This window comes from Cypionkella sinensis, from assembly GCF_042646385.1.
Taxonomy (GTDB): Bacteria; Pseudomonadota; Alphaproteobacteria; order Rhodobacterales; family Rhodobacteraceae; genus Cypionkella; species Cypionkella sinensis.
The window spans coordinates 1,917,099-1,941,883 of sequence record NZ_JBHRTO010000001.1 but is presented as its reverse complement, the minus strand read 5'-3'; the positions used below and the strand labels follow the sequence as shown (position 1 = coordinate 1,941,883).

The window sequence follows — 24,785 nt, the reverse complement described above, 5'->3', positions numbered from 1 at the left end:
TTAATAGACAACTAGACAAATCATTATCCGAGGAAGCCGCAAAATGCATGTGAAGTTTTGGTGACAAGATTGGTGGCAAGGCCCGCAATCTGGCGATCCATCGCGGATACGCTGACAGCCGAGATCGCATGGGGGCATTACCCCCCCGGTGACAAACTGCCGACCGAAGCCGCACTGGCCGCCCGCTTTGGCGTCAACCGCCACACTGTCCGGCAGGCCTTGGCACATCTGGCCGAGGCGGGGGCGGTGCATCCCCGGCGCGGGGCTGGGGTGTTCGTGACGGCGGTTCCCACCGATTACCCGCTGGGCCGCAGGGTGCGGTTTCACCAGAATGTGCTGGCCTCAGGCCGCACGCCGTCGCGGGAAATCCTTCGGTTGGAAACCCGCCCTGCCGATCCGGATGAAGCCACCGCCTTGCAGCTTGAAACCGGGGCTTTGGTGCATCTGGTCGAGGGCCTGTCGCTCGCCGATGGCACGCCTCTTGCGATGTTCCGCTCGGTCTTTCCCGCCGCGCGCTGCCCGCATCTGCTGCTGGCGATGACCCGGCTCGGCTCTGTCACCGCAGCCTTGGCCGAAGCCGGGGTGGCCGATTATACCCGCGCCGAAACCCGCATCACCGCGCTTGCTGCCGATGCGCTGCTGGCGCTGCATCTGCGTCTGCCGCAGGGCGCGCCGCTGTTGCGCTCGGTGGCGGTGAATGTCGATCCCTTTGGCCAGCCGATTGAATTTGGCACCACCTGGTTTGCCGGCGACAGGGTGACGCTGACGGTGATGCCGGAAACCGGCGATCCGGCGCGGGGTGTGGATAAACTGTCATAACGCCGTTGCTTGGCACTGCTATCCCGGCGCGAAATCCACTCGCTTTTCCGTCGGAGCCTGCAATGCCGCTGCCCTTGCCCCCCCTGCGACTGACTGGCGCGCATATCCTGCGGGAGGGTGCGATGCAGCAACGCTCGATTGGATTGGCCGAGGGACGCATCACGCGTGGGCCTTTGCCTGAAGTGGATCTGTCCGGCTTTCTGGTGCTGCCCGGCATCATCGACCTGCACGGCGATGGGTTTGAGCGTCACATGGCCCCGCGCCCCTCGGCACCGTTTCCGCTGGCGGCGGGGCTTGCTTCGTTTGATCGCGAGGCTGCGGCGCATGGTGTGACCACGGCCTATCTGGCGCAGGGGTGGAGCTGGGAGGGTGGCCACCGTGGCCCGGATCATGCCGAGGCGATGATGCAGGCGCTGGACAGCTATCGCGGGCAGGCGCTGACCGACCTGCGCCTGCAAATCAGGGCCGAGACACATCTGGTCACCGAGGCCGCCCGCCTGATCGCCGCCGTCAAGCGGCACCGCATCGGCTATGTGGTGTTCAACGATCATCTGTCCGAAGGCCTGCATATGGCCCGCATCGCCCCCACCGATTTCGCCGCTTGGGCGCGCAAGGTCGGCAAGACCGCCGAAGAATTGGCCGAGGCGATTGAAGCCGCCGCGGCCCGTGCCAAAGAGGTGCCGCGCAGTCTGTGCAATCTGGCCGAGGCTTTCGATGCTTTGGGCGTGCTTTATGGCAGCCATGATGATCCCGATGGCGAGACGCGCGAGTTCTATTCGATGATCGGCGCGAAGATCGCCGAATTTCCGCTGACCCGCCGCGCCGCTGTGGCCGCCCATGCGATGATGAGCCCGGTGATCATGGGAGCGCCGAATGTGGTGCGGGGGCGCTCGCAGGCGGGGAATGTCTCGGCTTTGGCCTTGGTGTCGGATGGGCTGTGCGATGTTCTGGTCTCGGATTACCACATCCCTGCGCTGCCGCTTGCGGTTTGGGGATTGGTGGACCGGGGGGTGATGGGGCTGGCGCAGGCTTGGGCCTTGGTGTCATCCCGCCCGGCCGAGGTGATGCGGCTGGTGGATCGGGGGCGGTTGGAGCCGGGATTGCGCGCCGATATGGTGATCGTGAACGCCGAAACGCGTGGCATTGAGGCGACGATTTCGGCTGGTCGGCTCAGCTATCTGGCGGGCGAAGCGGCGCGGCGGTTTGTCAGCCAGCCCGAGGCTTTGCGGTTGGCGGCCGAGTAAGCTTGCAGCGGCGATTTGCGGGAAAGCTTTTCCCATCTGGGAATGACTTGTGGTTTTTCTGCAGAAATGCCCGTTTCTCCACAACATGTTGTGGTTTTCTGTGGCGCGCATCGCTTTAACCTTAAACCGGGGGCCGTCCGCAGCGGCATCGAGCCGCTTTGGACGGCGCTGCCGCGACCAAGCTTTGCGGGCGGTCAGAACCTGCCGTGGCAACGCCGCGCAAGGGGGCTCGATGCCCCTGCGCACGGCACCTGCTGGCGGTCAGCCGTGGTATTTCTCGAGAAATGCTTCAGCCGGCATTTTGCGAAAATCGGGCAGCGCCGTGCGCAGGGCTGCGTGGCTCCAATCCCACCATGCCAGCGCTTGCAGACGCTCGGCAATCTGTGGGGTGAAGCGTGCGCGCAAGGGTTTGGCGGGCAGGCCTGCGACGATCATATAGGGCGCGACATCTTTGGTCACGACCGCACCGCTGGCCACGATGGCACCTGCACCGATGGTCACATCGGGCTTGATGATCGCGCCGTGGCCGATCCAGGTGTCGGGGCCGATCACCGTGCGGCGGGCGTGGCGGGCGGCGAAGAAGGCGTCGTCGTCGCTGGCATCTTCCCAATAAGCGCTGCTGCGATACAGGAAATGGTGCAGGCTGGCGGTCTGCATCGGGTGGTCGGTGGGGCCGATGCGGGTCATCGCGGCGATATTGGCGAATTTGCCGACGGTCGTGTTGGTGATGTCGGAGAACTGGTCGCAATAGGCGTAATCCTGAAAAGTCGTGTTCAGGATGCGGCTGAACCGCCCGATCTCGCAGTAAGCGCCGAAATCGGCGTTCCTGATCTGGCAGTCGGGGTGGATCAGTGGGGTGTCGGGGCTAAGTTTGGTCATGGCGGGCTTTCTTGTCCACGCGTGGACATCGGAGTGGTTTATTATATTTCAATGGTTTAGAGAGGGTGTTTACCAGATCTTAACGATTTGACCGCAAACGCGGGGCCGTCCGCAGCGGCATCGAGCCGCTTTGGCCGGCACTGCCGTGGAGGCTTGGCGGCGGCGGTCCAGCCTGGGCGTGGCAGCGCCGCAGGAGGGGTCTCGATGACCCCGAGGGCGGCATTTGGGTTTGCGGTTGGGAGCGCGCCGCGCGGGAGTATTTTTGCCAAGATGAAGTGCTTTGTCGCAGTTTGCCTTAGCGTCCGATCAGTTTGCGGCGCAGCCAGCCCGAGAAGCTGTCCATCGCCATCACCATCAGCACGATCAGGATCATGTAATAGGCGACATCCTCCCAATCCTTCTGGGTGATGATGGCTTGGGTGAGCAACAGGCCGATGCCGCCGCCGACGATGGCGCCGATGACGGTGGCGCTGCGGGTGTTGGATTCGAGGTAATACAGGACTTGGCTGAGCAGGATCGGCGCGATTTGCGGGATCACCCCAAAGCGGGCGCGTTGCAGCGGGCCTGCGCCGGTGGAGCGGATGCCTTCGACTTGTTTTTCGTCGATGTTTTCCAGTGCTTCCGAAAAGGTTTTGCCGAAGGTGCCGGTGTCGGTGATCAGGATCGCCAAGGCTCCGGTCATTGGGCCGGGGCCGAAGGCGCGGGCGAGGATGATCGTCCAGATCAGGCCATCGACGCCGCGGACGAAATCGAACAGGCGGCGGAAGCCGAAGCGGATGAGGCGGATCGGGGTGAAGTTGGAGGCGGCGAGGAAGGCCAGCGGCAGGGCGATCAGGGCGGCCCCCATGGTGCCGAGGAAGGCCATCAGCACGGTTTCAAACAAGGCCCAGGCGACATCGCCGTGGTGCCATTGTTTGTTGTGCCAGAACTCCGACGCCATGTAGCCGATGTTGCTGCGGGCGGGGTCGATGCGGGGGCCTGCCAGCATTGCGGTGAGTTGGCCATAGGATTTGCCGTAGAACGGGCTGTCGAGGGTGAAAAAGAACAAGGCCCAGCCGGGTTGGTATTTGAACGTCTCTACCTTCGAGCGCGAATAGGCGAAGCGGCCTTGCGGGGTGGTGACAGAGATGCGGGTGTCAGTGGCGTTGATCCAAGCGGGGAGCGGTTGCGGGGCGGTCAGTTTCAGCTTGCCGCCGTCGGGTTGGATGTCGATCATGCCATAGCCGGGGACGGTGTAGCGGGCACCGCGGGTGTCGTAGGTGACGATGTGGCCTTGGCCGAGGTTTATGGTGGTGGTGTCGCCTGCGACCTTGACCCAATCGGGGTATTGCGCGGGGGTGTAGGTGGCTTTGGCTTCGCCCTCTATCGAGACCGTGGTCTTGTCGGTGCGATTGTCGCGGGTGACGTGGGTTTTGTAGGCGACGAAATCGGACAGCAGGATGCGGGCGTTGTCCATGCGGGCGCGGGCGGCGAGGCCTGCGATGTCAAAGCTTGCGAACAGGTAGGCGAGGTAGAGCAGCAGCAGCACGGGGATGGCGAAGGCGCGCAGGCGGCGGGCTTTGAAGCGGCGCTGCACCGGGGCATAGGCGGGATGTGGGAGGGAGGTCATCATTGGCCTTTTACCAAACGGTTGCGGGCATAGCCGGAGAGTTGGTCGAACAGCACGATGGCGCAGAACAGCAGGGTGAAGATCGCCACGACCTGATCGTACTTGCCGCCGCCCCATTGCATCGCCAGTTTCAGATCATAGCCGATGCCGCCCGAGCCGACAAAGCCGAGGATCGCAGAGGCGCGGATGTTGATCTCAAACCGCAGCAGGGCGTAGGACAGCCAGTTCGGGGCGACTTGCGGCAGGATGCCGAGCCAGATTTGCTGGCTCCAGGATGCGCCGGTGGAGGTGAGGCCCTCGACGGGTTTCAGGTCGGCGTTTTCAGCCGATTCCGAGAACAGTTTGCCCAAGGCACCTGCGGTGTGGAAGGCGATGGCCAGCACGGCGGGAACGGGGCCACCGCCGAGGATGAAAATCAGCACGAGGGCGATGACGATCTCGGGGATGGCGCGCATGATGTCGGCGGTGCGGCGGAATAGCGGGGTGAGCAGGGGAAAGCGGGCGAGGTGGCGGGTGGAGCCAAGGGCGAGGAAGGCGCCGAACGCACCGCCCAGAAGGGTGGCGGCGGCGGCGATGTTCAGGGTTTCGATCAGGGACGGCAGGTGTTGCCACAGCAGGGCGGGCAGGTTGGCGCGGTTGGTCCATGCCTCGGAAAGCACTTCTGACGGGAAAGCGCCCAATTGGTGCAGGCCGGACAGGAAATCACCGGCGTTGCGGTCTTGGGCGATCTGAAAGCCCGAGGCCATCAGGGCCACGAACAGGATCAGCAGGATGAATCCGTATAGCCGCTTGCGGCGGGCAAGGTGGATATAGGCCTCGGTGGGGTTGTTCAGATCGGGGCGCTTGCCCGGCTCTGGCCCGAAGGTGATGTCAACCATGCGGCCTCCAATAGAAAAAACCGGGCCTGCTTGCGCAGACCCGGCATGGGTGCTGAAATTACTCGCCCGAGAGCTTGCGGGCTTCGACAATACCGAGGAACATGTCGTGGGTGGCGGGAACGAAGTCTTTGGCTTCACCCGAGGCGACGCCGTAGGCGCATTTCGGGTCGGTTTCCCACAGATCGGCGGTCAGTTTGGTGACTTTGGCTTTCACATCATCCGGCAGCGCGGCGCGGACAACCATCGGGCCTTCGGGGATCAGTTTCGAGCGCCAGATTTCCACCAGGTTGTTCATGTCGACCAGACCTGCGTCAGCCGCCTTGCGGAAAGCGCCCGAGGAATAGCCGTCTTCCCAGTTGCCATCGCCATCGGCCCAGGACACGCCTGCATCGAAATCGCCATTGGCCACGCCGACGATGGTTTGCTCATGGCCGCCGGAGAATTTCACTTCGCTGAAGTAGTTTTCCAGCGGGCCGTATTTGGCGATCAGTTCAGCGGCGGGCACCAGATAGCCCGAGGTCGAGTTCGGCTCGCCAAAGGCGAATTTCTTGCCCTTGGCGTCCTCAACGGATTTGATGCCGGAGTCGGTGCGCGCAAACGCGATGGAGTAATAGCCGGTGGTGCCGTTCAGGTTTTCCTTGGTCAACTCGACGGTGACGGCTTTCGGATCGGTCAGATAGATCTTGGCATAGGCCGAAGCGCCCAGCCATGCCATATCCAGCGTGCCGCCCAGCAGACCCTGGATCACGCCGTCATAATCTGCCGGGGTGAACAGCTTGACCGGCACACCGAGTTCTTTTTCGATCGCCGCGCGGTAGCATTCGTTCGAGGTCATGCGGTCTTGTGCGTTTTCACCGCCCAGAATGCCGATGTTGAATTCCTTCAACTCTTGCGCTTGGGCCGAGGTGATGCAGGTCGTGGCGGCCAGAATGGCGAGCAGCTTTTTCATTGTCGTCTCCGGTTTGGGTTGGATCGTTGGGGTCACGCCAGCATCGCATCGGCATAGGCCGCGTCGCGCGGGCCGCTGATTGAAGTCGAGGTGGCGGATTCGTTGAAACTGGCGTCGGCACCGTAGATGTCGCGGGCAACGCCGGTGGTCAGTTGATCGGGCGTGCCGTCGAACACCACGCGGCCATCGCGCATCCCGATCACGCGGTCACAATAGCGGCGCGCGGTATCGAGGGTGTGCAGGTTGGCGATCACCATGCGGCCATCCTCTTCGTGGATGCGGCGCAAAGCGTCCATCACCACTTGGGCGTTCATCGGATCAAGGCTGGCGATGGGTTCATCGGCGAGGATAACTTTGGGGTCTTGCATCAGGGCGCGGGCGATTGCGACGCGCTGTTGCTGGCCGCCAGACAAAGCCTCGGCGCGTTTGGTGGCTTGTTCGGCGATGCCCAGACGGTCGAGGATTTGCATCGCACGGGTGATGTCGGCATCCGACCACAGGTTGAACATGGTGGCGAAGGTGGAGCGCTGGTTCAAAAGCCCGTGCAGCACGTTCGAGGCCACATCCATCCGTGGCACAAGATTGAACTGCTGGAAGATCATCGCGCACTGGCCTTGCCATGCGCGTTTCTCGGCGCCTTTCAGCGTCAGCACATCACGGCCTTCAAAGGCGATCGTGCCGGATGAGGCATCGGTCAGACGGTTCATCATGCGCAGCAGAGTCGACTTGCCCGCACCCGAACGCCCGATCACGCCGACAAAGCCTGCGTGGTCGATTTGAAAGCTGACATTGTCCACGGCGGCCTTGTGGTCGAACAGGCGTGTGACGTTTTCGACCTTCAGCATCGCGGCCCCCTTTTGATTGAGCGGCTGATACGCGGGATTCGTGACGGTTGATTATCGGGGCTGTGACGGTTGGGTAACAAAGCCTGCCCCGCACAAGCATTTGATGCGACACATAAACTTCATCATCCCGTTACTTGGCCGTCATGGCGGATGCCTAAGCCACGCCTCAGCAACCAACCGGGCAGAGGCTCGGTCGGGTCGGCTTAACAGGAGACTTCCATGACCGTTTTCAAAACCTTGACCTCGGGCGTCAGCCTGATGGCGATGCTGGTGGCTGGTGCTGCCTCGGCGCAGAGCCTTGAGGAAATCACCGCAGCCGCCAAGAAAGAGGGCGCGCTGACCACCATCGCGCTGCCGCATGACTGGTGCGGCTATGGTGCCGTGATCGAGGGCTTCAAGAAGAAATACCCCGAAATCGCTGTGAACGAGTTGAACCCGGATGGGTCGTCGGCGGATGAGTTGGAAGCCGTGCGCGCCAACAAGGGCAACACCGGCCCGCAAGCGCCTGACGTGCTGGACATCGGCCTGTCGTTTGGCCCTGCCGCCAAGGAAGAGGGCCTGATCCAGCCGTATAAGGTCAGCACCTGGGACAGCATCCCGGATGCCGCCAAGGATGCCGATGGCTTCTGGTATGGCGATTACTACGGTGTGATGTCGTTCATCGTGAACACCGATATGGTGCAGAACGTGCCCGCCGATTGGGCCGATCTGATGAAGCCGGAGTATGCCGGGGCGTTTGCCTTGTCGGGCGATCCGCGCTCGGGCAACCAGCCGCTGATGTCGGTGATGGGCGCGGGCATGGCGATGGGCGGCAAGCCGGGGGCTGAATCGGCGGCCAAAGGGCTGGAGTTCTTTGCCGGGCTGAACAAGGCGGGCAATTTCGTTCCCGTCGCAGGCAAAACCGGCACCATCGCACAGGGTGCAACGCCGATCGTGGCGGCTTGGGACTATAACGCTTTGGCTTGGCGCGACACGCTGGCAGGCAACCCGAAGGCTGAGGTGATCGTGCCTGCTTCCGGCACTGTGGCGGGCGTTTATGTGCAGGCGATCAGCGCCTATGCCCCGCACCCGAATGCCGCGAAGCTGTGGATGGAATATCTGTATTCCGATGAAGGTCAGCTGGGCTGGTTGAACGGCTATTGCCACCCGATCCGCTTCAATGACCTCGCCAAGCGCGATGCGATCCCGGCAGAGATGCTGGCGAAACTGCCGCCCGCTGCCGCCTATGAAAAGGCCGTGTTCCCGACTTTGGAAGAACAGGCTGCGCATAAAGAGGCCGTGACCGCTGGCTGGGACGCCACTGTCGGCGTCAAGGTCGAGTAATCTGCAACCCCGCCCCGGCGCAGGCTGGGGCGGGTTTCCTTTCAGGATCATAGACATGAGAAGCTCTCGCCTTTGGCGCGCCCTGCCGTGGAACGGTTTGGGGGCCTTGCCGTTTTTGCTGTTCGCGCTGCTGTTTCTGCTACTGCCCACCGCGAACATCGTGGCGGGGGCGTTTGTGGACGGCACCGGCGCATTCACCCTACAAAACATCGCCAATCTGTTCACGCCCGAGATCATCAAGGCGTTTGGCCTGTCGATCAAACTGAGCCTGACCTCGGCGCTGATCGGCTGTGCGATTGGCTTTGCGGTGGCGCTGGCGGTGGTGTTGGGCGGGCTGCCTGCATGGCTGCGCGGGATTGTGATGACGTTTTCGGGCGTCACCTCAAACTTCGCAGGCGTGCCTTTGGCCTTTGCCTATGTGGCGACGCTTGGTCGGGTGGGGTTTGTGACGCTGCTGCTGCGCGATTGGTTCGGGGTGAACATCTACGCTTTGGGCTTTAACATGATCAGCTTCTGGGGGCTGACGGCGGCTTATGTTTTCTTTCAGATCCCCCTGATGGTGCTGATCATCACGCCCGCGATTGATGGTCTGAAGCGCGAATGGCGCGAGGCGGCCGAGGCTTTGGGTGCGACCGGGGGCCAGTATTGGCGCATGGTGGCGCTGCCGGTTTTGGGGCCTTCGCTGCTCGGCACGCTGGCGCTGCTGTTTGCCAATGCGTTCGGGGCGGTGGCGACGGCAATTGCGTTGACGGGGTCGCTGCTGTCGATAGCGCCGATCCTTTTGTTCAATCAGATCAGGGGCGACGTGCTGCAAGACCCGCATCTGGGCTATGCCTTGGCTTTCGGCATGATCGTGATCACCGGGATTTCAAACGGGGTTTATGTGGTCATGCGCACGCGCGCCGAGCGGTGGATCAAATGAAGCGTTTCCTGTCTTGGGCGACCATTGGCTTTGCGGTGGTGTATTTCTTTCTGCCGCTGTTGGGGATGCTGGAATTTTCGCTGAAGATGCGGCGGGGGGAGTATTCGCTGGACGCTTACCGATCCGTGATCGGCGATCCGCAGTTTCAGGCGACCTTTGGCTATTCAGTGCTGATGGCCTGCCTGACCATCGTGTTCGGCGTGCTGGTGGTGGTGCCGACGGTGTTCTGGGTGCGGCTGAAACTGCCGCGCCTGCGCCCGATCATGGAGTTTATCACCCTGCTGCCGCTGGTGATCCCGCCGATTGTGATCGTGTTTGGCTATATCCGGTTGTTCAATACGTCGAGTTGGTTGCCGTTGACGGGCAGCACGCTGGGCACCGATTTTCTGCTGATCTGCGGTTATGCGGTGCTGTCTTTGCCCTACATGTATCGCGCGGTGGATACCGGCCTTGCGGCGATTGATCTGGCGACGCTGACCGAGGCGGCGCAAAGCCTTGGGGCGGGGTGGATCACTGTGCTTGCCCGCGTGATCTTGCCGAATGTGCTGGTGGCGGTGCTGTCTGGCGCGTTTCTGACCTTTGCCATCGTGATCGGCGAATATGTGTTTGCGGCGCTGCTGGATCGGCCTGCGTTTGGGCCGTATCTGGTCTGGGCGGGAGGCAACAAGGCTTACGAGCCTGCGGCTTTGGCCGTGATGACCTTTGCGCTGACATGGGCCTGCATGATGCTGATCCAGTTGGCGACCAAATTTTCCAAACATACAAGGATGCCACGCTAATGGCGTATCTGGACCTTTCCGGCCTGCAAAAATCCTTTGGCGCGAACCAAGTGGTGAAGAGCTTTGATCTGGAGATTGCCAAGGGCGAGTTCGTCTCGCTGCTGGGGCCTTCGGGCTGTGGCAAGACCACGGTGCTGCGGATGGTGGCGGGGTTTGAAAGCCCGAGCGCAGGCAGCATACGCATCGACGGGCAGGATGTGACGGGGCAGCGCCCCAATCAGCGCAATATCGGCATGGTGTTTCAGGCCTATGCGCTGTTTCCCAACCTGACGGTGGCGCAGAATGTGGGCTTTGGGCTGAAGATTGCCGGGGTCTCGGCCAAGGAAACCGCCGCGCGGGTGGCCGAGATGCTGGCGCTGATCGGTCTGCCCGAGATGGGCGCGCGCTATCCGTTTCAGCTTTCGGGCGGGCAGCAGCAAAGGGTGGCTTTGGCGCGGGCTTTGGCGCCGCGTCCGCGTGTGTTGTTGCTGGACGAGCCGCTGTCGGCGCTGGATGCGAAGATCCGTGTAAGTTTGCGTGGTGAGATCCGCGAGATTCAGCGGAAACTGGGCATCACCACGATTTTCGTGACGCATGATCAGGAAGAAGCGCTGTCGATGTCGGATCGGGTGGTGGTGATGAACGGCGGACGGGCCGAGCAAGTCGGCGCGCCGTTTGAAATCTACAATCACCCTGCGACGCGGTTTGTGGCGCAGTTTGTTGGCACGTTGAACACGCTTGACGCGGTTGTGACCAATGCCGCGCGGGGTGAGGTGACGGTGCAGGGGCAGCCGTTGCAACTGGGGCAGGCGATTGCGGCGGGGCAGGGGGCGACGGTGGGTCTGGCGTTGCGGCCCGAGGTTGTGCATCTGGAGGCGGATACCGCCCAGATTACTGCGGGCCATATCAGCCGGGGCGATTTTGCGCTGCCCGCGCGCATCGCGGCAGTGGATTTTCTGGGTGCGGTGATCCGGGTGAAGGCGCAGACGGCGGCGGGGGTGATCGCACTCGATCTGTTCAACCGCCCCGACGCACCGCCGCCGCCGGTGGGGGCCGAGATGGCGCTGCGGTTTCGCGGCCAGGATGTGATCGTTTTGGGGTAGGGGGCTTCCCACCTTTGATATGGCTGCGGCCATCGCCGCTGCCACGCGCAACCTTTCACCCTGTCCGAGCGTGGCCCAAAGGCCACGGTCAACACCCGCCCCCCGCAGGGCGGGTGTTCCACCCGCCGGGGCGGGCGCTGACCTACCCGGTCTTGTGTGATGGGCGGTCCAAGGCAGGCGTTTCCACGCAGGCGGGGGCGAGGCAGTGCCTCGCCTTGTCCCGCCCGATGCCGCCCTGGTCTAAAACTGACCGCGCGACAGCCAGCGCGCCAGCATTGGGCCCAGCAGCAGCACCAGCAAGAACCGCGACATGTGCATCACCATGACAAAGGCCACATCCACCGGGGTCGAGGCTGCGATGATGGCGATGGAATCCATGCCGCCGGGGCTGGTGGCCAGATAGGCGGTCAAGGGGTCAATCCCGGTAAAGCGCACCAATGCCCAAGCCGCCCCGCCACAGACTGCGATCAGCACGAGGGTTGAGGCGAACACCCGCAGGAATGCGCGGCGCGCATCGCGGATCGTGGCGCGGGTAAAGCGCAGGCCGATGGCCCAGCCAATCGCGGCATAGGTCAGCGCCAGCAGCCATGGCGGCAGGTAAAGCGGCAACCATCCGGTTTGCGACAGCGCCATGCCCGCGAATATCGGCAGCAGAAACGTGCCTCCGGGCAGGCGGAGGCGCTGGCCTGCGAAGGCAAGCACCACTGCCAAGGCGATGGTTTGCGCGACGCCAAGCGCGGGCATGGCGGGAAACCAGACGATCTCGGGCGCAGGGCTGTCTGCCACCCCTAACAGGCGCGCAACGACAGTGGCAACCACAGCCACGCAGGCCACCCGCATATATTGCATGAAGGCCACCAGCCGCATATCCGCGCCATATGCGCCTGACAGCAAGGTCATCGCGGCAGCAGCTCCGGGCGATGATCCCCAGATGGCGGTGGTGCCGGGCAGCGCGCCCGAGCGTGCCAACAGCCAGCCCAGCAGCGATGAGGCGATGATGGTGAACAGTGTGCCTGCCATCACGATGGGCCAATCGGCCATCACCTCGGACATCAGAGACAGGGGCAGCACCGAGGCCACCATCAGCCCGACCAAACCTTGCGCCGCCGTCATCGCGGGGGCGGGGAGGCTGACGCCATAGCCGCGCACCGCAAGGATGATCGCCGCCACCATCGGCCCCAGCAACAGGGCTGCGGGCAGGTGCAGCGCCTCAAATCCGGTGGTGATCAGGATGGACAGCAGCACCAGAACGCACCAGCGCAATGCGCGGTTGGGCGAGGTTTGGGGTGAGGGCTGCGGTGACAAGGTCTGTCCTTTGGGCAGGCATGGCGCCTTCCTACGCCGCAGGATCGGGAAGGGCAATGCACTGGACAGCACCCGCCTTGCCTGCCAGTTATGGATAACACTCGCCACGATGGAGCGTTGATGCAGCCCGAAGCCCCGATTGATCCGGCAGCCGCGCACAGCGAACGCTTTGCGATCTGCGGGGATGTCGGGGCTGCAGTCTTTGCGCGTTGGATCGCGCGTCATGCCACGCGCCTTGGCCTGCGCGGCGCTATTTTGCACCATGAGGCGCAGCGGTTGGAGATGGTTGTCACCGGCCTGCCCGACCTGCTGGATGCGATGGCGCTGGCCTGTAGCCTTGGCCCGCGCGAGGTTTGGGTCGACGATATCGAACGCGCGGCGATGCCCTTGCAAAATGTGAGCGAATTTGCTTCGACTGCCGATTAACATATGATCATATGCGGAAGGGGCGCTGATTTTTTGGGCATCTGCCGCGGTGGGGGCTGGGCTGCTTTGCGATAGCCCTTCCGCTGACGCAGCTTGGCATGACAGATCAGCGTTGGAATGTGGGGAAAAGATGTCGATCTGGATAGCCAACGGTCTGTCGCAAGATTTGCCGCCGGGTGTTGTGATGGCCGGGGCTTGGCGGGGGGCCGAGCTTGCGATCTGGCGTTCGGCCTCGGGGCGGCTGGCGGCTTGGGGCGATCGTTGCCCGCATCGCGGCATGCGGCTGTCGCATGGCTTTGTGCGCGGTGAGACGCTTTCCTGCATCTATCACGGTTGGGTCTATGGCAGCGACGGCGGCTGCCGCAAGATACCTGCGCATCCGGCGATGGTGCCGCCTGCGGCGATCAAGGCCGAGACATATCAATGCGTTGAGGCGGACGGGGTGATCTGGGTCGCGCCTGCGGGCGTTGAAGCTGCTGCGCCCGATCTGGCGGGGCTGACCCCGGTGCGCTCGGTCACTTTGCGCGCGGATCGTGCGGCGTTGGCGCAGGCGTTGCCGGGGGCTGTGGTCGAGGGCGATCTGTGGCGGGTGCCTGCAATGGGGGCTGTATTGGCGCTGCAAGACCGGGCGGAGGGTTTGGGCCTGCACGCGCTTTGCCATGATGCAACTCAGCGTGTGGCGGTCAGCCGATGGTTGGACGGCGTGCTGCGGTTGGCGGAAGAGGAGGCTTTGGCATGATTGCGGAGGCAGTGCTGAACGAATGGTATCCGGTGGCAATGGCGGCGATGGTCGGGCCGTGGCCGGGGCGCGCGACCATGCTGCTGGGGCAGGACATCAACGTATTCTCGGAAGATGGCCGCATCATCGTGCGCGGTGCGGGCGGCGATCTGGCGGTCACGCTGGCATATGGCCATGTCTGGGCCTGCCCCGGCACCCCGGCGCATGATCTGTTCCCGGTGCCAGAGGCCGCACAGCCGGGGCGGCGGCTGGTCGATTGCGGCGTGGTGCGGGTGAAATGCTCGCCGCTGCGGGCGGTCGAAAATTTCCTCGATATCGCGCATTTCCCGTTTGTGCATACCGACGTTTTGGGTGCTGAGCCGCACACCGAAGTCGGGCGATATGAGGTGCAAATCCGCGAGGATAGCGACGAGGTTTGGGCGACCAAGGTGCATTTCTACCAACCGCAAGCCGCGAAATCGGCGGCGGGGGGGATTGTGACGGAATACATGTATCGGGTGGCGGCCTCGACCTCGGCGGTGCTGTACAAGACCTGTCCGAACAACCCCGATGAATGGGACGTGATCGGGATTTTCGTGCAACCTTTGACGGAAGAGTTGTGCGAGGTTTGGCCGTGGATGGCGTTGTTTGATGATACCACGCCGCAGGCCGATCTGATCCAGTTTCAGCAGATGATCTTCCTGCAAGACCGCTCGATCTTGGAAAACCAGATCCCCCGGCTGTTGCCTTTGGACCCCGGTAAGGAGATTCCGACGCAGGCCGATCTGACCTCGATCGCCTATCGTCGCTGGCTGAAGCGCAAGGGGCTGACCTATGGCGCGCAGATGGTGGCGGCATGAAACTGTATGATTATGTCCTGAGCGCCAGTTGCTACAAGGTGCGGCTGATGGCAGCGCTGATGGGGCGCAAGCTGCAAACCGAGGCGGTGGATTTCCACCCCGGTCGCGCCCATCGCAGTGCGGCGTTTCGCAGCCTGAACCCGGCGGGCACGCTGCCGGTGCTGGTGGATGGCGATCTGGTGCTGACCGAAAGCACGGCGATGCTGGTCTATCTGGCACGGCCCGAATGGCTGGGGCAGGGGGCGGCAGAGATGGCGCAGGTTCAGCAATGGCTGGCGTTTTCGGCGCGGCTTGGGGCCAGTCTGGGCATGGCGCGGCTGCATGACATGCTGCTTTATCCCGGCGATATTGCGACGTTCCGGCGTGCAGGTGTGGAAGCCTTGCGCGAGTTGGACGCGCATCTGGCCGAGGCGCGCTTTGCGGGGCGCACCTATCTGGTCGGCGACACCCCTACCATCGCCGACATCGCCTGTTTCCCCAACGTGGCGCTTGCCCCCGATGGCGGCGTTGGCTTGGATGATTATCCGTCGATCCGGCTGTGGTCGCGCGCCATCCGCGCGCTGCCGGGGTTCATTGAAATGCCCGGCATCCACCGCCTGCACGAATTGAAACCCGCGCCCGAAGCCGTGCCACCGCTGGAGACACTGCTGTGAGCATCCTGTTGAAAAACTGCGCGGCGATTGTGCCATCGGCCTCTGATCTGGTGCTGGCGGGGCAGGATATGCTGATCGAGGGCAAGCAGATCGCCGCCATCGGCCCCAACCTGCACGCGCCGGGGGCGGAAGTGATCGATGCCTCGGGCTGGTTTGTCTATCCGGGGTTGGTCAACACGCATCACCATTTTTTTCAATGCTTTGTGCGCAATCGCGCCGATCTGGATTGGACCAAGCTTTCGGTGATCGAATGGCTGGACCTGATCTATCCGATCTTCTCGCGGCTGACCGAGGATCAGTTTTACCACGCCTCGGTGGTGGCGCTGGCCGAGTTGATCAAACACGGCTGCACCACGGCGTTTGATCATCAATATAACTTCCCCCGCCATGCAGGCAGCCGCATCGTGGACCGGCAGTTTGAGGCCGCCGATCTGTTCGGCATCCGCTTTCATGCGGGCCGGGGCGGTAACACGCTGCCGAAATCCGAAGGATCTACCATCCCCGATGAGATGCTGGAGACGACGGATGAATTCATCAATGATTGCGCGCGGCTGATTGATGCCTACCACGACGCGAGCCCCTTCAGTATGCGGCAGGTGGTGGTGTCGCCCTGCCAGCCGGTGAATTGCTATAAGGACACGTTCACTGAATCCGTGCGGTTGGCGCGTGACAAGGGCGTGTTTCTGCACACCCATGTTGGCGAAGGCGAAAGCCCGGTGATCGAGGCGCGGACGGGACGCAGGACGGTGCAGTATCTGGAGGAGATCGGCTTTGCTGGCCCCGATACGTTCTACGCGCATTGCTGGGAATTGAACCAAGCGGAGTTGGCGCAGATGGCCGCGAGCAACACCGGCGTGTCGCATTGCCCGGAACCGGTCTATCTGGTCGGGGCCGAAGTGACCGATATTCCGGCGATGCAGGCTTTGGGTTTGCGGATTGGTCTGGGCTGCGATGGGGCGGCGTCGAATGACAATTCCAACCTGATGCACACCATCCATTCCGGTTACATGCTGCAATGTCTGGTGGCATCAACCCGGCAGCATCCGGTGCCAGAGCCAAGCGCATTTCTGGGCTATGCCACGCAGGGTGGAGCTGATTTGCTGGGCCGCCGTGACCTTGGCCGTCTTGCCCCTGGCATGGCGGCTGACCTGTTTGCCATCGACACCCGGCGGCTGGAATATGTCGGCACCCGCCACGATCCGGCCAGCCTGATCCCCAAGGTGGGCGTCGGTCGCCCGGTGGATATGACGATGATCAACGGCCGCATTGTCTGGCGCGATGGCCAGTTCCCCGGCCTTGACGAAGCCGATCTGTTTACGAAAGCCGAAGCATCCTTTCACCGCATCCTGTCTTGACCGCAAAGGAAACCTGATGACCCAGACCCGCCGCTCTTTCCTGAAAACCTCGCTGGCTGCCAGCACGGCCTTGGCCCTGCCGATCCCGGCTTTTGCCGAAGGTGAAGTGCTGAACGTCGCCCTTATCGTGCCCTCGCCCGCTGCCGATGTGGGCTGGTCGCATACGCTGGAGCTGGGCACCAAGGCTTTGGAAGCCGAATATGGTGACAAGATCAAGGTGACGCTGCTGGAAAACATCGCGGAAGGCCCCGATGCCGACCGCATCATGAACAAGACTGTGGCCGACGGGAACACCTTCCTGATCCTCGGCTCGTTCGGCTATATGAACGGCGGGCTGAAGCTGGCCAAGGCGCATCCGGAAGTGTCGATCCTGCATGCCTCGGGCTATCAGGTGGCCCCGAACTTCTCGCCATTTGGCGCGCGCTATTATCAGGGCACCTATCTGATGGGGATGGCTGCGGCCTCGCTGTCGAAATCGAAGAAACTGGGCTGCGTCGGGGCCTTTGCGATCCCGGAACTGATCACCTCGATCAACGCCTTTACCTTGGGCGCGCAGGCGGTGGACCCGGCGATTGAGGTTTCGGTGGTCTGGGTGAACTCGTGGTTCGATCCGGCGTCGGAACAAGAGGCCGCCAAGGCGCTGCTGGCGCAGGGTTGCGATGTGGTGTTCTCGAACGCGCAGGACACGCCTTCGGTGGTGGCGGCGTGTGAGGCTGCGGGGGCCTATGTGTTCAACCTGAACTCGTCGATGAAAACCTATGCGCCGAAGAAATATCTGGGCGTGGTGGGCACCGATTGGGCGCCCTATTTCAAGGAAAGCGTGGCCGCACATCTGGCGGGCACGTTCAAAGGGGCGAGTGCTTGGCTGGGCATGGCCGAGAAATGCGTGTTCGTGGCCGATTGGAACCCCGATATCAGCGCCGAAACCGCCGCGAAGATTGAGGCTGTGCATGCCACCCTACTGGACGGCAGTTTCAGCCCGTTCACCGGGCCGCTGACCAACCAAGACGGGGCCGAGGCTGTGCCCGCAGGCACGGTGCTGGGCGATGACGCGATCTTGTCGATGGATTGGCATGTCAAAGGCGTGACCACGCCGTTGCCGAAGTAAGCAGATGGCCGCGCTGTTATCTTTGCAAGCTGTGTCAAAGCGTTACGGCGCGGTGCAGGCCAATGCCGGGATCGACCTTGCGGTGGATCCCGGTTCTATCCATGCCATTCTGGGCGAGAATGGCGCGGGCAAATCGACGTTGATGAAGCTGATTTACGGGGTCGAGACGCCGGATGCAGGCACGATCCTGTGGAAGGGTCAGCCGGTGAACCTTGCCAGCCCGGCAGAGGCGCGGGCCTTGGGGATTGGCATGGTGTTTCAGCATTTCTCGCTGTTTGAAACGCTGTCGGTGGTGCAAAACATCGCGCTGATCGTGCCGGGCAAACAGGCCGATCTTGCCCGCCGTATCCGGGATTTGGGCGCTGAGTTCGGGCTGGAGGTTGACCCCGCCGCCATGGTGCATGCGCTGTCGGTGGGCGAGCGGCAACGGGTAGAGATCATCCGCTGTCTGCTGTTGAATCCCGAACTGCTTATTCTGGACGAGCCAACCTCGGTGCTGCCGCCGCAAAGCGTGGCGAAGTTGTTTGACACTTTGCGGGCGTTGCAGGCGCGCGGCATGGCGATCTTGTTCATCAGTCACAAACTGGAAGAAATCAAAGAGTTGTGCGACACCGCCACCATCCTGCGCGCAGGCCAGGTGACGGGGCGGGTTGATCCGCGCGGCCATTCGGCCAAGGATCTGGCGACGCTGATGATCGGCCGCGCCATGCCGCCGCCCTTGCCCGCCACGGCGCAGGAACCGGGCGAGGCGCGGCTGGAACTCGCGGGGTTAAGTTACCGCAACGATGATCCGTTTGGGGTTTCGCTGCGTGATGTTTCCCTGCGGGTGCGCAGCGGTGAGATTGTTGGCATCGCCGGGATTTCCGGCAATGGGCAGCAGGAACTGGCGGCGCTGATCTCGGGCGAAATCACGGCGCAGGGCGACGGCATCCGCATGATGGGACACGGCGTGGGCGGGCTTGGCGTGGCTGCGCGCCGCCGTCTGGGCTTTGCCTTTGTGCCTGAAGAACGCTTGGGGCGCGGCGCCGTGCCGGAAATGTCTTTGGCCGACAATGCCTTGCTGACCGCGCATCGTGCGGGGCTGGTGGCGCGTGGCTTTATTCGCCGTGCGCCCGAGCGCGCCTTTACCGGCGCCATCATTGCCCGCTATGACGTGCGCACGCCGGGGCCAGCGGCCGAGGCGGCGGCGCTGTCGGGCGGCAATCTGCAAAAGTTCATCATGGGGCGCGAGATGATGCTCGACCCCAAGCTGCTGCTGGTCTCGCAGCCGACCTGGGGCGTCGATATTGGGGCGGCCACCGAAATTCGCCAGCGCCTGATCGCGATGCGCAACGCGGGCGCTGCCATTCTGGTGATTTCCGAGGAGTTGGAGGAGTTGTTCCAGATTTGTGACCGCCTGCATGTGCTGCACAAGGGCCATCTGTCGCCGTCGCTGCCCGTGGCCGAGACCAACGCCGAAGCCGTGGGCGCTTATATGATCGGAAGTGCGGCATGAAGATCAGCTTTACCCGCCGCGATCACGCCTCGCGCAGGGCCATGCTGCTGGCCCCGGTGGTGGCGTTTGCCTGTGCGATTGTGGCCAGCGTGATCCTGTTCACGCTGCTCGGCAAAGCACCGGGGCAGGCGCTGTATTCGCTGCTGCTGGAGCCGTTTCTAAGCTGGTATAACTTTTCCGAAGTGCTGCTGAAAATGGCGCCTCTGCTGCTGATCGCGCAGGGGTTGGCCATCGGTTTTCGCGCCAATGTGTTCAACATCGGGGCCGAGGGGCAGTTGATTATCGGGGCTATCGCGGCCTCGGCGATGCCGGTGTGGTATCCGATGGGGGAAAGTGCGTGGATGCTGCCCGCCATGCTGGTGATGGGGGCCGCGGCGGGGATGGCTTGGGCCGCGATTGCCGCGCTGTTCCGCACCCGCTTCAACGCCAATGAGATTCTGGTGACGCTGATGCTGACGCTGATCGCGGCGCAACTGCTGAACTATCTGCTGCTTGGGCCCTGGAAAGACCCGCATGGCTTCAATTTTCCGCAAAGCGTGATGTTCCCGGATGCGGCCTTGCTGCCGATCTTGCTGCCGGGAACGCGGGTGAATATCTCGCTGTTGTTTGCGCTGGTGGCGAGTGTTCTGGCCTATGTGCTGATGCGCCATCGCTTTGCCGGGTTTCAACTGCTGGTCGGCGGGCTTGCCCCGCGCGCGGCAGCCTATGCCGGGTTCAGTGAGGGCAGGGCGATCTGGATGAGCCTGCTTTTGGGCGGTTTGGCGGCGGGGCTGGCGGGGGCTGCGGAAGTGGCAGGGCCGCTGGGGCAGTTGCAACGCTCGGTCTCGCTGGGTTACGGCTATTCGGCGATCATCGTGGCCTATTTGGGCGGGTTGAACCCACTGGGCATTGTGATCTCGGCCTTTGTGATGTCGGTGATTTATATCGGCGGCGATAATGCGATGGTGTCGGCGGATTTGCCGGTGGCCGCCGTCTGGGTGTTCCAGGGCTTGCTGTTGTGCTTTTACCTTGCTGGCCTGACGTTCATTCGCCACCGCATCAGCTTTAGCCGCAAGGTGACGCCATGAACGCCGTTGATTTCATTCTGGCGGGCATGCTGGCCGCCGCGACGCCGATGCTGCTGGCGGCACTGGGCGAGATGGTGGTGGAACGCTCGGGCGTGCTGAACCTTGGGCTGGAAGGCATGATGGCGCTGGGGGCGGCGCTGGGGTTCATCACCACTTACACCTACGGCAGTCATGCCTTGGGGTTTGTGGTGGCGGCTTTCGGCGGCGCGGCGCTGTCGTTGCTGTTTGCGTTGATCGTGCTGGGCTTTGTTGCCAACCAAGTGGCGGCGGGGCTGGCGATTGGGATTCTGGGCACCGGGCTGTCGTCGCTGTTCGGCAAGAGTTTCGAAAGCCTGACGATTGACGGTTTGCCGAAACTGGCGCTGCCGTTGCTGTCGGATCTGCCGGTGGTGGGCGTTTTGTTCGTGCAGGATGTGGTGGTCTGGGCCACGGCGGCATTGGCGCTGGCGATCTGGGCGGTGATGAACCATTCGAAACTTGGCCTGATCATCCGGGCGGTGGGCGAAAACCCGCATGCGGCGCGGGCCATAGGCTTTCCAGTGCTGCGGGTGCGTTGCGGCGCGATTGCCTTTGGCGGTGCGTTGGCGGGGATTGCTGGGGCCTATGCCTCGACCGTTTACACGCCGCTTTGGGCCGATGGCATGATTGCCGGGCGCGGCTGGATTGCACTGGCGCTGGTGGTGTTTGGCACATGGATGACCGGCCGGGTGGTGTTCGGTGCGCTGCTGTTCGGCGCGCTGTCACTGGGAGAGCTGACCACCCAAGCCGCAGGCGTCAACATCCCCTCGCAGCTTTTGGCCTGTGTGCCCTATATCGTGACGATCCTGATGCTGGCGGTTATTTCATCGAACCGCAGGCGGATGCGGTTGAACACCATCGCCTCTTTGGGCCAGCCGTTTGAGGGCTGACACGGCGGGGGTTTGCCAACCCCCGCGCCCCCGTCTGGTGCCAATCCTGCGTTGGAGGTTTTGCGGCACGCGCCGGGGGCTCGCCCCCGGACCCTGAGAGTATTTTTGCCAAGATGAAGTGCGTTGCTTATTCAAAGGGCTCGTAGTGCGGGTTGGCCGCGCGCGGGAATTTCGCCGCTTGTCGGGCGAGGATTTCGACAAAGCTGCGCCCGGTTTTGATTTCGGCGTGCAGCACCACTTGGGCTGCGGCGCGGGCATCTTCTCCGGCGTCGTGGTGGTGAAACTGCAGGGACAGCGCCTGTTTCAGATGGCCAAGGCCGTGGCCACCGTTGCCCTTGAACTCGGGCCAGGCGCGGCGGGCGATGGTGACGCTGTCGACCCAATGCAGCGCGGGCACGTCCAGCCCGTGCCAGCCGCAAGCCGCCGCCACCGCGCGTTCGTCAAAGCGTGAGTGTTGCACCACGGGCTGCTGCGCCATCAGGGGGGCAAGGGCTGCGATCACCTCGGGAAACAGCGGCGCATGGCGCACCATGGCGGCGTCAATGCCATGCAGGTGCGTGTTGAAGGCCGAGAACGCCTCGGCAGGGTTCACCAGCAGGCTGAAATTCTCGATCTGCCCCCAATCATCGACACAGGCAAAGCCCATCTGGCAAATGCTATGCGGGTTGCGGTTGGCGGTTTCGACATCGAAGGCGATGAAGCGATAGGGCGGACTAAGGCCAGCGGGCAGCATTTGCGGGTCAACTGCCGCGATAGGTCGAATAGGCGAAGGGTGAGATCAAGAGCGGCACATGATAATGCGCATTCGCGTCGGGCACGCCAAAGCGGATCGGGATTTCATCGAGAAACAGCACCTCGCCCGCAGCTTGCCCGCTGCTGCGCAAATAGGCGCCCGCGCAAAACACCAGCTCATAACTGCCTGCCGTCAGCGCTTTGCCTTCCAGCATCGGCGCATCGGTGCGGCCATCGGCATTGGTCACAGTCTCGGCGATTTTCTTGTGGCTGTTGCCGCTGACCCGGTACAGCATGATCTTCACGCCATGCGCCGGCTTTCCCCGCGCGGTGTCCAGCACATGCGTTGTCAACTTGCCCATCATCGCCCTCATTTTCCGCCACTCTAGCCAAACTTGCCCCTTGCCGCAGCCCCTGCCAAGCCGCAAAACTCCTTTCGGGATTATTTGATAAACCCTTTCGGATATTCGATATAGTTTTGCCGAAGTAAGGAGACTCCGATGCCCCGCTACCCGCGCGATTTCCGTGGCTACGGCCCGAATGCCCCCGATGCTGCTTGGCCCGGTGGTGCCAAGATTGCGGTGTCCATCGTGCTGAACTACGAAGAGGGCGGCGAGAACAACATCCTGCACGGCGATGGCCAGTGCGAGGCGTTTCTGTCGGATATCGCCGGGGCCGCACCTTGGCCGGGTCAGCGCCATTGGAACATGGAATCGATCTACGATTACGGCGCGCGGGCGGGGTTCTGGCGGCTGCACCTGCTGTTCACCGGCATGGATATTCCGGTGACGATTTACGGCGTGTCCACCGCCTTGGCGCGCAACCCCGAACAGGTCGCCGCGATGAAAGCGGCGGGGTGGGAGATCGCCAGCCACGGGCTGAAATGGGTCGATCACCGCGATATGCCCATCGAGGAAGAACGCCGCCAGATCGCCGAATCGATCCGCCTGCACACCGAAGTGGTGGGTGAGCCGCCGCGCGGCTGGTATACCGGGCGCTGTTCGATCAACACCGTGGATCTGACCGCCGAGACCGGGCAATTCGACTGGATTTCAGACACTTACGACGATGATCTGCCCTATTGGCGCGAGGTAGGCCCACGCGATCAACTGGTGATCCCCTACACGCTGGAAGCCAACGATATGCGCTTTGCCACGGCGCCCGGTTACATCGAAGGCCAGCAGTTTTTCCAATACCTGAAAGACAGCTTCGATGTGCTGTATGCCGAGGGCGAAGCGGGCCGCGCCAAGATGTTTTCCATCGGTCTGCACTGCCGCCTGATCGGGCGTCCGGGGAAAATCGCGGGTCTGCAGCGTTTCCTCGACTATGCAAAATCCCACAAAGACGTGTGGTTCCCCCGCCGCATCGAGATCGCCGAGCATTGGGCGAAAACCCATCCGCACAAGCGCTTCGCACGGCCTTCGCAGATGACGCGCGAAAGCTTTGTGGCGGCCTATGGTTCCATTTTCGAACATTCGCCGTGGATTGCCGAGCGCGCCTTTGATCTGGAACTCGGCCCCGCGCATGACTCTGCCGTTGGCCTGCACAACGCACTGGCCCGCATGTTCCGATCGGCCAGCCGCGCCGAACGGCTGGGCGTGTTGCAGGCGCACCCTGATCTTGCCGGCAAACTCGCCGCCGCCAAGCAATTGACCGAAGCCTCCACCGCCGAACAGGCCTCTGCTGCGCTGGATGCCCTCACCGATGCCGAGCGCGCCCGGTTCCAAAGCCTGAACGCGGACTATACCGCAAAGCACGGCTTTCCCTTCATCATCGCCGTGCGCGACCACAGCAAGGCGCAAATCCTGCAGGCCTTCCAGACCCGCATCGCCCACGACACCGACGCCGAGTTTCAGAACGCCTGCAAACAGGTTGAACGCATCGCCGAACTGCGCCTGAAGGACATCCTGCCATGAGCCAATATTACACGCCTCCCGGTGGCCTGCCCGCCCAGACCAGCCTGATGACCGGCCGCGCGGTGTTCACCGAGGCCTATGCCTTCATCCCCAAGGGCTGCTTCTCCGATATCCTGACCAGCTATTTGCCCGGCTGGCGCGGCACCAAACTCTGGCTGATCGCGCGACCGATGTCGGGATTCTCGGAAACCTTCAGCCAATATGTGATGGAGGTGCAGCCGGGCGGTGGCTCTGACACCCCCGATGCCGAGACCGGGGCCGAGCATTTCCTGTTCGTCACCGGCGGCTTGATCACCCTGACCATCGACGGCACTGGGTATGAGATGGATGCAGGCGGCTATGCCTTCATCCCACCGGGTGCAAAATGGCAGCTTCTGGCCGAGGGCACCCAGCCCGCCCGCTTCCACTGGATTCGCAAACTTTACGAACCCGCGCCCGGCGTGGCCGTCCCACCCGCCTTTGTGATCAACGAAAAGGATGTGGCGCTCAGCATGATGCCCGACACAAATGGCGTCTGGGGCACCACGCGCTTTGTCGATCCGACTGACGTGCGCTATGATGCGCATGTCAATATCGTCACCTTCCAACCCGGCGGTGTGATCCCGTTTGAGGAAACCCATGTGATGGAGCATGGGTTGTATGTGCTCGAAGGCAAAGCGGTTTACAAACTGAACCAAGATTGGGTCGAGGTCGAGGCTGGTGATTTTATGTGGCTGCGCGCCTATTGCCCGCAAGCCTGCTATGCCGCCGGTCCGGGTCGCTTCCGCTATCTGCTGTATAAGGATGTGAACCGTCACGCCAATCTGCGCGGCCCAGGCGGCTATCGCCCCAGCCGTTAACTGCCTAAACCTTATCTAAAATTGCTTCATCTTGGCGAAAATACTCCACGGGGAGCGCGAGGGGTGTGAAACCC

At 62.7% G+C, this 24,785-nt stretch carries 25 protein-coding genes; 17 read left to right on the top strand and 8 right to left on the bottom strand.

Translation table 11 applies throughout. The features are described from left to right. Positions 1-72: 72 nt before the first annotated feature. The gene (phnF, locus tag ACFOGH_RS09650) at positions 73-819 is read left to right on the top strand and encodes a phosphonate metabolism transcriptional regulator PhnF (RefSeq protein WP_380072860.1); all 747 of its coding nucleotides are present in this window, start codon (positions 73-75) and stop codon (positions 817-819) included. Between the two features lie 62 nt (positions 820-881). Beyond that, positions 882-2,063: an alpha-D-ribose 1-methylphosphonate 5-triphosphate diphosphatase gene (locus ACFOGH_RS09645; RefSeq protein WP_380072859.1), complete on the top strand. Its 1,182-nt coding sequence runs from the start codon at positions 882-884 to the stop codon at positions 2,061-2,063. A 261-nt stretch (positions 2,064-2,324) separates the two neighbouring features. Here ACFOGH_RS09645 and ACFOGH_RS09640 read toward each other — a convergent pair whose 3' ends face one another. The 5 genes from ACFOGH_RS09640 to phnC all read right to left on the bottom strand — a co-directional run bounded on the left by ACFOGH_RS09640 (position 2,325) and on the right by phnC (position 7,223). Beyond that, the gene (locus ACFOGH_RS09640; RefSeq protein WP_380072858.1) at positions 2,325-2,942 is read right to left on the bottom strand and encodes a chloramphenicol acetyltransferase; all 618 of its coding nucleotides are present in this window, start codon (positions 2,940-2,942) and stop codon (positions 2,325-2,327) included. 295 nt (positions 2,943-3,237) lie between these two features. After that, positions 3,238-4,554, bottom strand: coding sequence for a phosphonate ABC transporter, permease protein PhnE (phnE, locus tag ACFOGH_RS09635; RefSeq protein WP_380072857.1), 1,317 nt, complete (start codon positions 4,552-4,554; stop codon positions 3,238-3,240). After that, positions 4,551-5,429: a phosphonate ABC transporter, permease protein PhnE gene (gene phnE, locus ACFOGH_RS09630; RefSeq protein ID WP_380072856.1), complete on the bottom strand. Its 879-nt coding sequence runs from the start codon at positions 5,427-5,429 to the stop codon at positions 4,551-4,553. The genes phnE (ACFOGH_RS09635) and phnE (ACFOGH_RS09630) overlap by 4 nt, the downstream gene beginning before the upstream one ends. A 58-nt stretch (positions 5,430-5,487) precedes the next feature. After that, on the bottom strand, positions 5,488-6,378 hold the full coding sequence (phnD, locus tag ACFOGH_RS09625) for a phosphonate ABC transporter substrate-binding protein (RefSeq protein ID WP_380072855.1): 891 nt from the start codon (positions 6,376-6,378) through the stop codon (positions 5,488-5,490). Positions 6,379-6,410: 32 nt separating this feature from the next. Further along, on the bottom strand, positions 6,411-7,223 hold the full coding sequence (gene phnC, locus ACFOGH_RS09620; RefSeq protein ID WP_380072854.1) for a phosphonate ABC transporter ATP-binding protein: 813 nt from the start codon (positions 7,221-7,223) through the stop codon (positions 6,411-6,413). Positions 7,224-7,442: 219 nt separating this feature from the next. Between phnC and ACFOGH_RS09615 the strand changes: the two genes are divergently transcribed. From ACFOGH_RS09615 to ACFOGH_RS09600, 4 genes are read left to right on the top strand one after another with little or no spacing between them, the layout of a single operon-like run. Further along, positions 7,443-8,546 (top strand): ABC transporter substrate-binding protein, encoded by a 1,104-nt coding sequence (locus ACFOGH_RS09615; protein ID WP_380072853.1) that lies wholly within the window; start codon positions 7,443-7,445, stop codon positions 8,544-8,546. 55 nt (positions 8,547-8,601) lie between these two features. After that, positions 8,602-9,468 (top strand): ABC transporter permease, encoded by an 867-nt coding sequence (locus ACFOGH_RS09610; protein WP_380072852.1) that lies wholly within the window; start codon positions 8,602-8,604, stop codon positions 9,466-9,468. Beyond that, on the top strand, positions 9,465-10,247 hold the full coding sequence (locus ACFOGH_RS09605; RefSeq protein WP_380072851.1) for an ABC transporter permease: 783 nt from the start codon (positions 9,465-9,467) through the stop codon (positions 10,245-10,247). The genes ACFOGH_RS09610 and ACFOGH_RS09605 overlap by 4 nt, the downstream gene beginning before the upstream one ends. After that, positions 10,247-11,329, top strand: coding sequence for an ABC transporter ATP-binding protein (locus tag ACFOGH_RS09600; protein WP_380072850.1), 1,083 nt, complete (start codon positions 10,247-10,249; stop codon positions 11,327-11,329). The genes ACFOGH_RS09605 and ACFOGH_RS09600 overlap by 1 nt, the downstream gene beginning before the upstream one ends. 240 nt (positions 11,330-11,569) lie before the next feature. Here ACFOGH_RS09600 and ACFOGH_RS09595 read toward each other — a convergent pair whose 3' ends face one another. Beyond that, complete coding sequence (locus ACFOGH_RS09595) at positions 11,570-12,634, bottom strand: AbrB family transcriptional regulator (protein WP_380072849.1); 1,065 nt, start codon at positions 12,632-12,634, stop codon at positions 11,570-11,572. 90 nt (positions 12,635-12,724) lie between these two features. On the opposite strand from ACFOGH_RS09595, the gene ACFOGH_RS09590 reads away from it, so the two are divergent. The 9 genes from ACFOGH_RS09590 (at position 12,725) to ACFOGH_RS09550 (ending at position 21,224) form a co-directional block, all read left to right on the top strand. Then, positions 12,725-13,060: an acylphosphatase gene (locus tag ACFOGH_RS09590; RefSeq protein WP_380072848.1), complete on the top strand. Its 336-nt coding sequence runs from the start codon at positions 12,725-12,727 to the stop codon at positions 13,058-13,060. 130 nt (positions 13,061-13,190) lie between these two features. After that, a complete protein-coding gene (locus tag ACFOGH_RS09585; protein ID WP_380072847.1) occupies positions 13,191-13,799 on the top strand; it encodes a Rieske 2Fe-2S domain-containing protein in 609 nt (202 codons plus the stop codon). Next, on the top strand, positions 13,796-14,638 hold the full coding sequence (locus ACFOGH_RS09580; RefSeq protein ID WP_380072846.1) for an aromatic ring-hydroxylating dioxygenase subunit alpha: 843 nt from the start codon (positions 13,796-13,798) through the stop codon (positions 14,636-14,638). The genes ACFOGH_RS09585 and ACFOGH_RS09580 overlap by 4 nt, the downstream gene beginning before the upstream one ends. Then, positions 14,635-15,291 (top strand): glutathione S-transferase family protein, encoded by a 657-nt coding sequence (locus tag ACFOGH_RS09575; protein WP_380072845.1) that lies wholly within the window; start codon positions 14,635-14,637, stop codon positions 15,289-15,291. Before ACFOGH_RS09580 ends, ACFOGH_RS09575 begins: the two co-directional genes overlap by 4 nt. Beyond that, the gene (locus ACFOGH_RS09570; RefSeq protein WP_380072844.1) at positions 15,288-16,646 is read left to right on the top strand and encodes an amidohydrolase; all 1,359 of its coding nucleotides are present in this window, start codon (positions 15,288-15,290) and stop codon (positions 16,644-16,646) included. Before ACFOGH_RS09575 ends, ACFOGH_RS09570 begins: the two co-directional genes overlap by 4 nt. Positions 16,647-16,662: 16 nt before the next feature. Beyond that, on the top strand, positions 16,663-17,754 hold the full coding sequence (locus ACFOGH_RS09565) for a BMP family ABC transporter substrate-binding protein (RefSeq protein WP_380072843.1): 1,092 nt from the start codon (positions 16,663-16,665) through the stop codon (positions 17,752-17,754). Between the two features lie 4 nt (positions 17,755-17,758). Continuing rightward, complete coding sequence (locus ACFOGH_RS09560) at positions 17,759-19,249, top strand: ABC transporter ATP-binding protein (protein ID WP_380072842.1); 1,491 nt, start codon at positions 17,759-17,761, stop codon at positions 19,247-19,249. After that, entirely contained in the window at positions 19,246-20,316 is a 1,071-nt protein-coding gene (locus ACFOGH_RS09555) for an ABC transporter permease (protein WP_380072841.1), read from the top strand. The genes ACFOGH_RS09560 and ACFOGH_RS09555 overlap by 4 nt, the downstream gene beginning before the upstream one ends. Then, positions 20,313-21,224, top strand: coding sequence for an ABC transporter permease (locus ACFOGH_RS09550; RefSeq protein WP_380072840.1), 912 nt, complete (start codon positions 20,313-20,315; stop codon positions 21,222-21,224). Before ACFOGH_RS09555 ends, ACFOGH_RS09550 begins: the two co-directional genes overlap by 4 nt. 127 nt (positions 21,225-21,351) lie before the next feature. Here the strand turns inward: ACFOGH_RS09550 and ACFOGH_RS09545 are convergent, their stop codons facing one another. Together ACFOGH_RS09545 and uraH are read right to left on the bottom strand one after the other, a co-directional pair. Continuing rightward, a complete protein-coding gene (locus ACFOGH_RS09545; RefSeq protein WP_380072839.1) occupies positions 21,352-21,957 on the bottom strand; it encodes an exonuclease domain-containing protein in 606 nt (201 codons plus the stop codon). A gap of 7 nt (positions 21,958-21,964) precedes the next feature. Continuing rightward, positions 21,965-22,321: a hydroxyisourate hydrolase gene (uraH, locus tag ACFOGH_RS09540; RefSeq protein ID WP_380072838.1), complete on the bottom strand. Its 357-nt coding sequence runs from the start codon at positions 22,319-22,321 to the stop codon at positions 21,965-21,967. Between the two features lie 135 nt (positions 22,322-22,456). Here uraH and puuE point away from each other — a divergent pair, with 135 nt between their 5' ends. Continuing rightward, complete coding sequence (puuE, locus tag ACFOGH_RS09535) at positions 22,457-23,872, top strand: allantoinase PuuE (RefSeq protein WP_380072837.1); 1,416 nt, start codon at positions 22,457-22,459, stop codon at positions 23,870-23,872. Further along, the gene (locus tag ACFOGH_RS09530; RefSeq protein WP_380072836.1) at positions 23,869-24,711 is read left to right on the top strand and encodes a bifunctional allantoicase/(S)-ureidoglycine aminohydrolase; all 843 of its coding nucleotides are present in this window, start codon (positions 23,869-23,871) and stop codon (positions 24,709-24,711) included. The genes puuE and ACFOGH_RS09530 overlap by 4 nt, the downstream gene beginning before the upstream one ends. The last annotated feature ends 74 nt before the right edge of the window (positions 24,712-24,785 follow it).

Bases quoted from the DNA above. Each gene is read 5' to 3' on its own strand.
- ACFOGH_RS09645 (WP_380072859.1), top strand. From the start codon at position 882: ATGCCGCTGCCCTTGCCCCCCCTGCGACTGACTGGCGCGCATATCCTG.
- ACFOGH_RS09640 (WP_380072858.1), bottom strand. From the start codon at position 2,942: ATGACCAAACTTAGCCCCGACACCCCACTGATCCACCCCGACTGCCAG.
- phnE (WP_380072857.1), bottom strand. From the start codon at position 4,554: ATGATGACCTCCCTCCCACATCCCGCCTATGCCCCGGTGCAGCGCCGC.
- phnE (WP_380072856.1), bottom strand. From the start codon at position 5,429: ATGGTTGACATCACCTTCGGGCCAGAGCCGGGCAAGCGCCCCGATCTG.
- phnD (WP_380072855.1), bottom strand. From the start codon at position 6,378: ATGAAAAAGCTGCTCGCCATTCTGGCCGCCACGACCTGCATCACCTCG.
- phnC (WP_380072854.1), bottom strand. From the start codon at position 7,223: ATGCTGAAGGTCGAAAACGTCACACGCCTGTTCGACCACAAGGCCGCC.
- ACFOGH_RS09615 (WP_380072853.1), top strand. From the start codon at position 7,443: ATGACCGTTTTCAAAACCTTGACCTCGGGCGTCAGCCTGATGGCGATG.
- ACFOGH_RS09610 (WP_380072852.1), top strand. From the start codon at position 8,602: ATGAGAAGCTCTCGCCTTTGGCGCGCCCTGCCGTGGAACGGTTTGGGG.
- ACFOGH_RS09605 (WP_380072851.1), top strand. From the start codon at position 9,465: ATGAAGCGTTTCCTGTCTTGGGCGACCATTGGCTTTGCGGTGGTGTAT.
- ACFOGH_RS09600 (WP_380072850.1), top strand. From the start codon at position 10,247: ATGGCGTATCTGGACCTTTCCGGCCTGCAAAAATCCTTTGGCGCGAAC.
- ACFOGH_RS09590 (WP_380072848.1), top strand. From the start codon at position 12,725: ATGGATAACACTCGCCACGATGGAGCGTTGATGCAGCCCGAAGCCCCG.
- ACFOGH_RS09585 (WP_380072847.1), top strand. From the start codon at position 13,191: ATGTCGATCTGGATAGCCAACGGTCTGTCGCAAGATTTGCCGCCGGGT.
- ACFOGH_RS09580 (WP_380072846.1), top strand. From the start codon at position 13,796: ATGATTGCGGAGGCAGTGCTGAACGAATGGTATCCGGTGGCAATGGCG.
- ACFOGH_RS09575 (WP_380072845.1), top strand. From the start codon at position 14,635: ATGAAACTGTATGATTATGTCCTGAGCGCCAGTTGCTACAAGGTGCGG.
- ACFOGH_RS09565 (WP_380072843.1), top strand. From the start codon at position 16,663: ATGACCCAGACCCGCCGCTCTTTCCTGAAAACCTCGCTGGCTGCCAGC.
- ACFOGH_RS09560 (WP_380072842.1), top strand. From the start codon at position 17,759: ATGGCCGCGCTGTTATCTTTGCAAGCTGTGTCAAAGCGTTACGGCGCG.
- ACFOGH_RS09555 (WP_380072841.1), top strand. From the start codon at position 19,246: ATGAAGATCAGCTTTACCCGCCGCGATCACGCCTCGCGCAGGGCCATG.
- ACFOGH_RS09550 (WP_380072840.1), top strand. From the start codon at position 20,313: ATGAACGCCGTTGATTTCATTCTGGCGGGCATGCTGGCCGCCGCGACG.
- ACFOGH_RS09545 (WP_380072839.1), bottom strand. From the start codon at position 21,957: ATGCTGCCCGCTGGCCTTAGTCCGCCCTATCGCTTCATCGCCTTCGAT.
- uraH (WP_380072838.1), bottom strand. From the start codon at position 22,321: ATGATGGGCAAGTTGACAACGCATGTGCTGGACACCGCGCGGGGAAAG.
- puuE (WP_380072837.1), top strand. From the start codon at position 22,457: ATGCCCCGCTACCCGCGCGATTTCCGTGGCTACGGCCCGAATGCCCCC.
- ACFOGH_RS09530 (WP_380072836.1), top strand. From the start codon at position 23,869: ATGAGCCAATATTACACGCCTCCCGGTGGCCTGCCCGCCCAGACCAGC.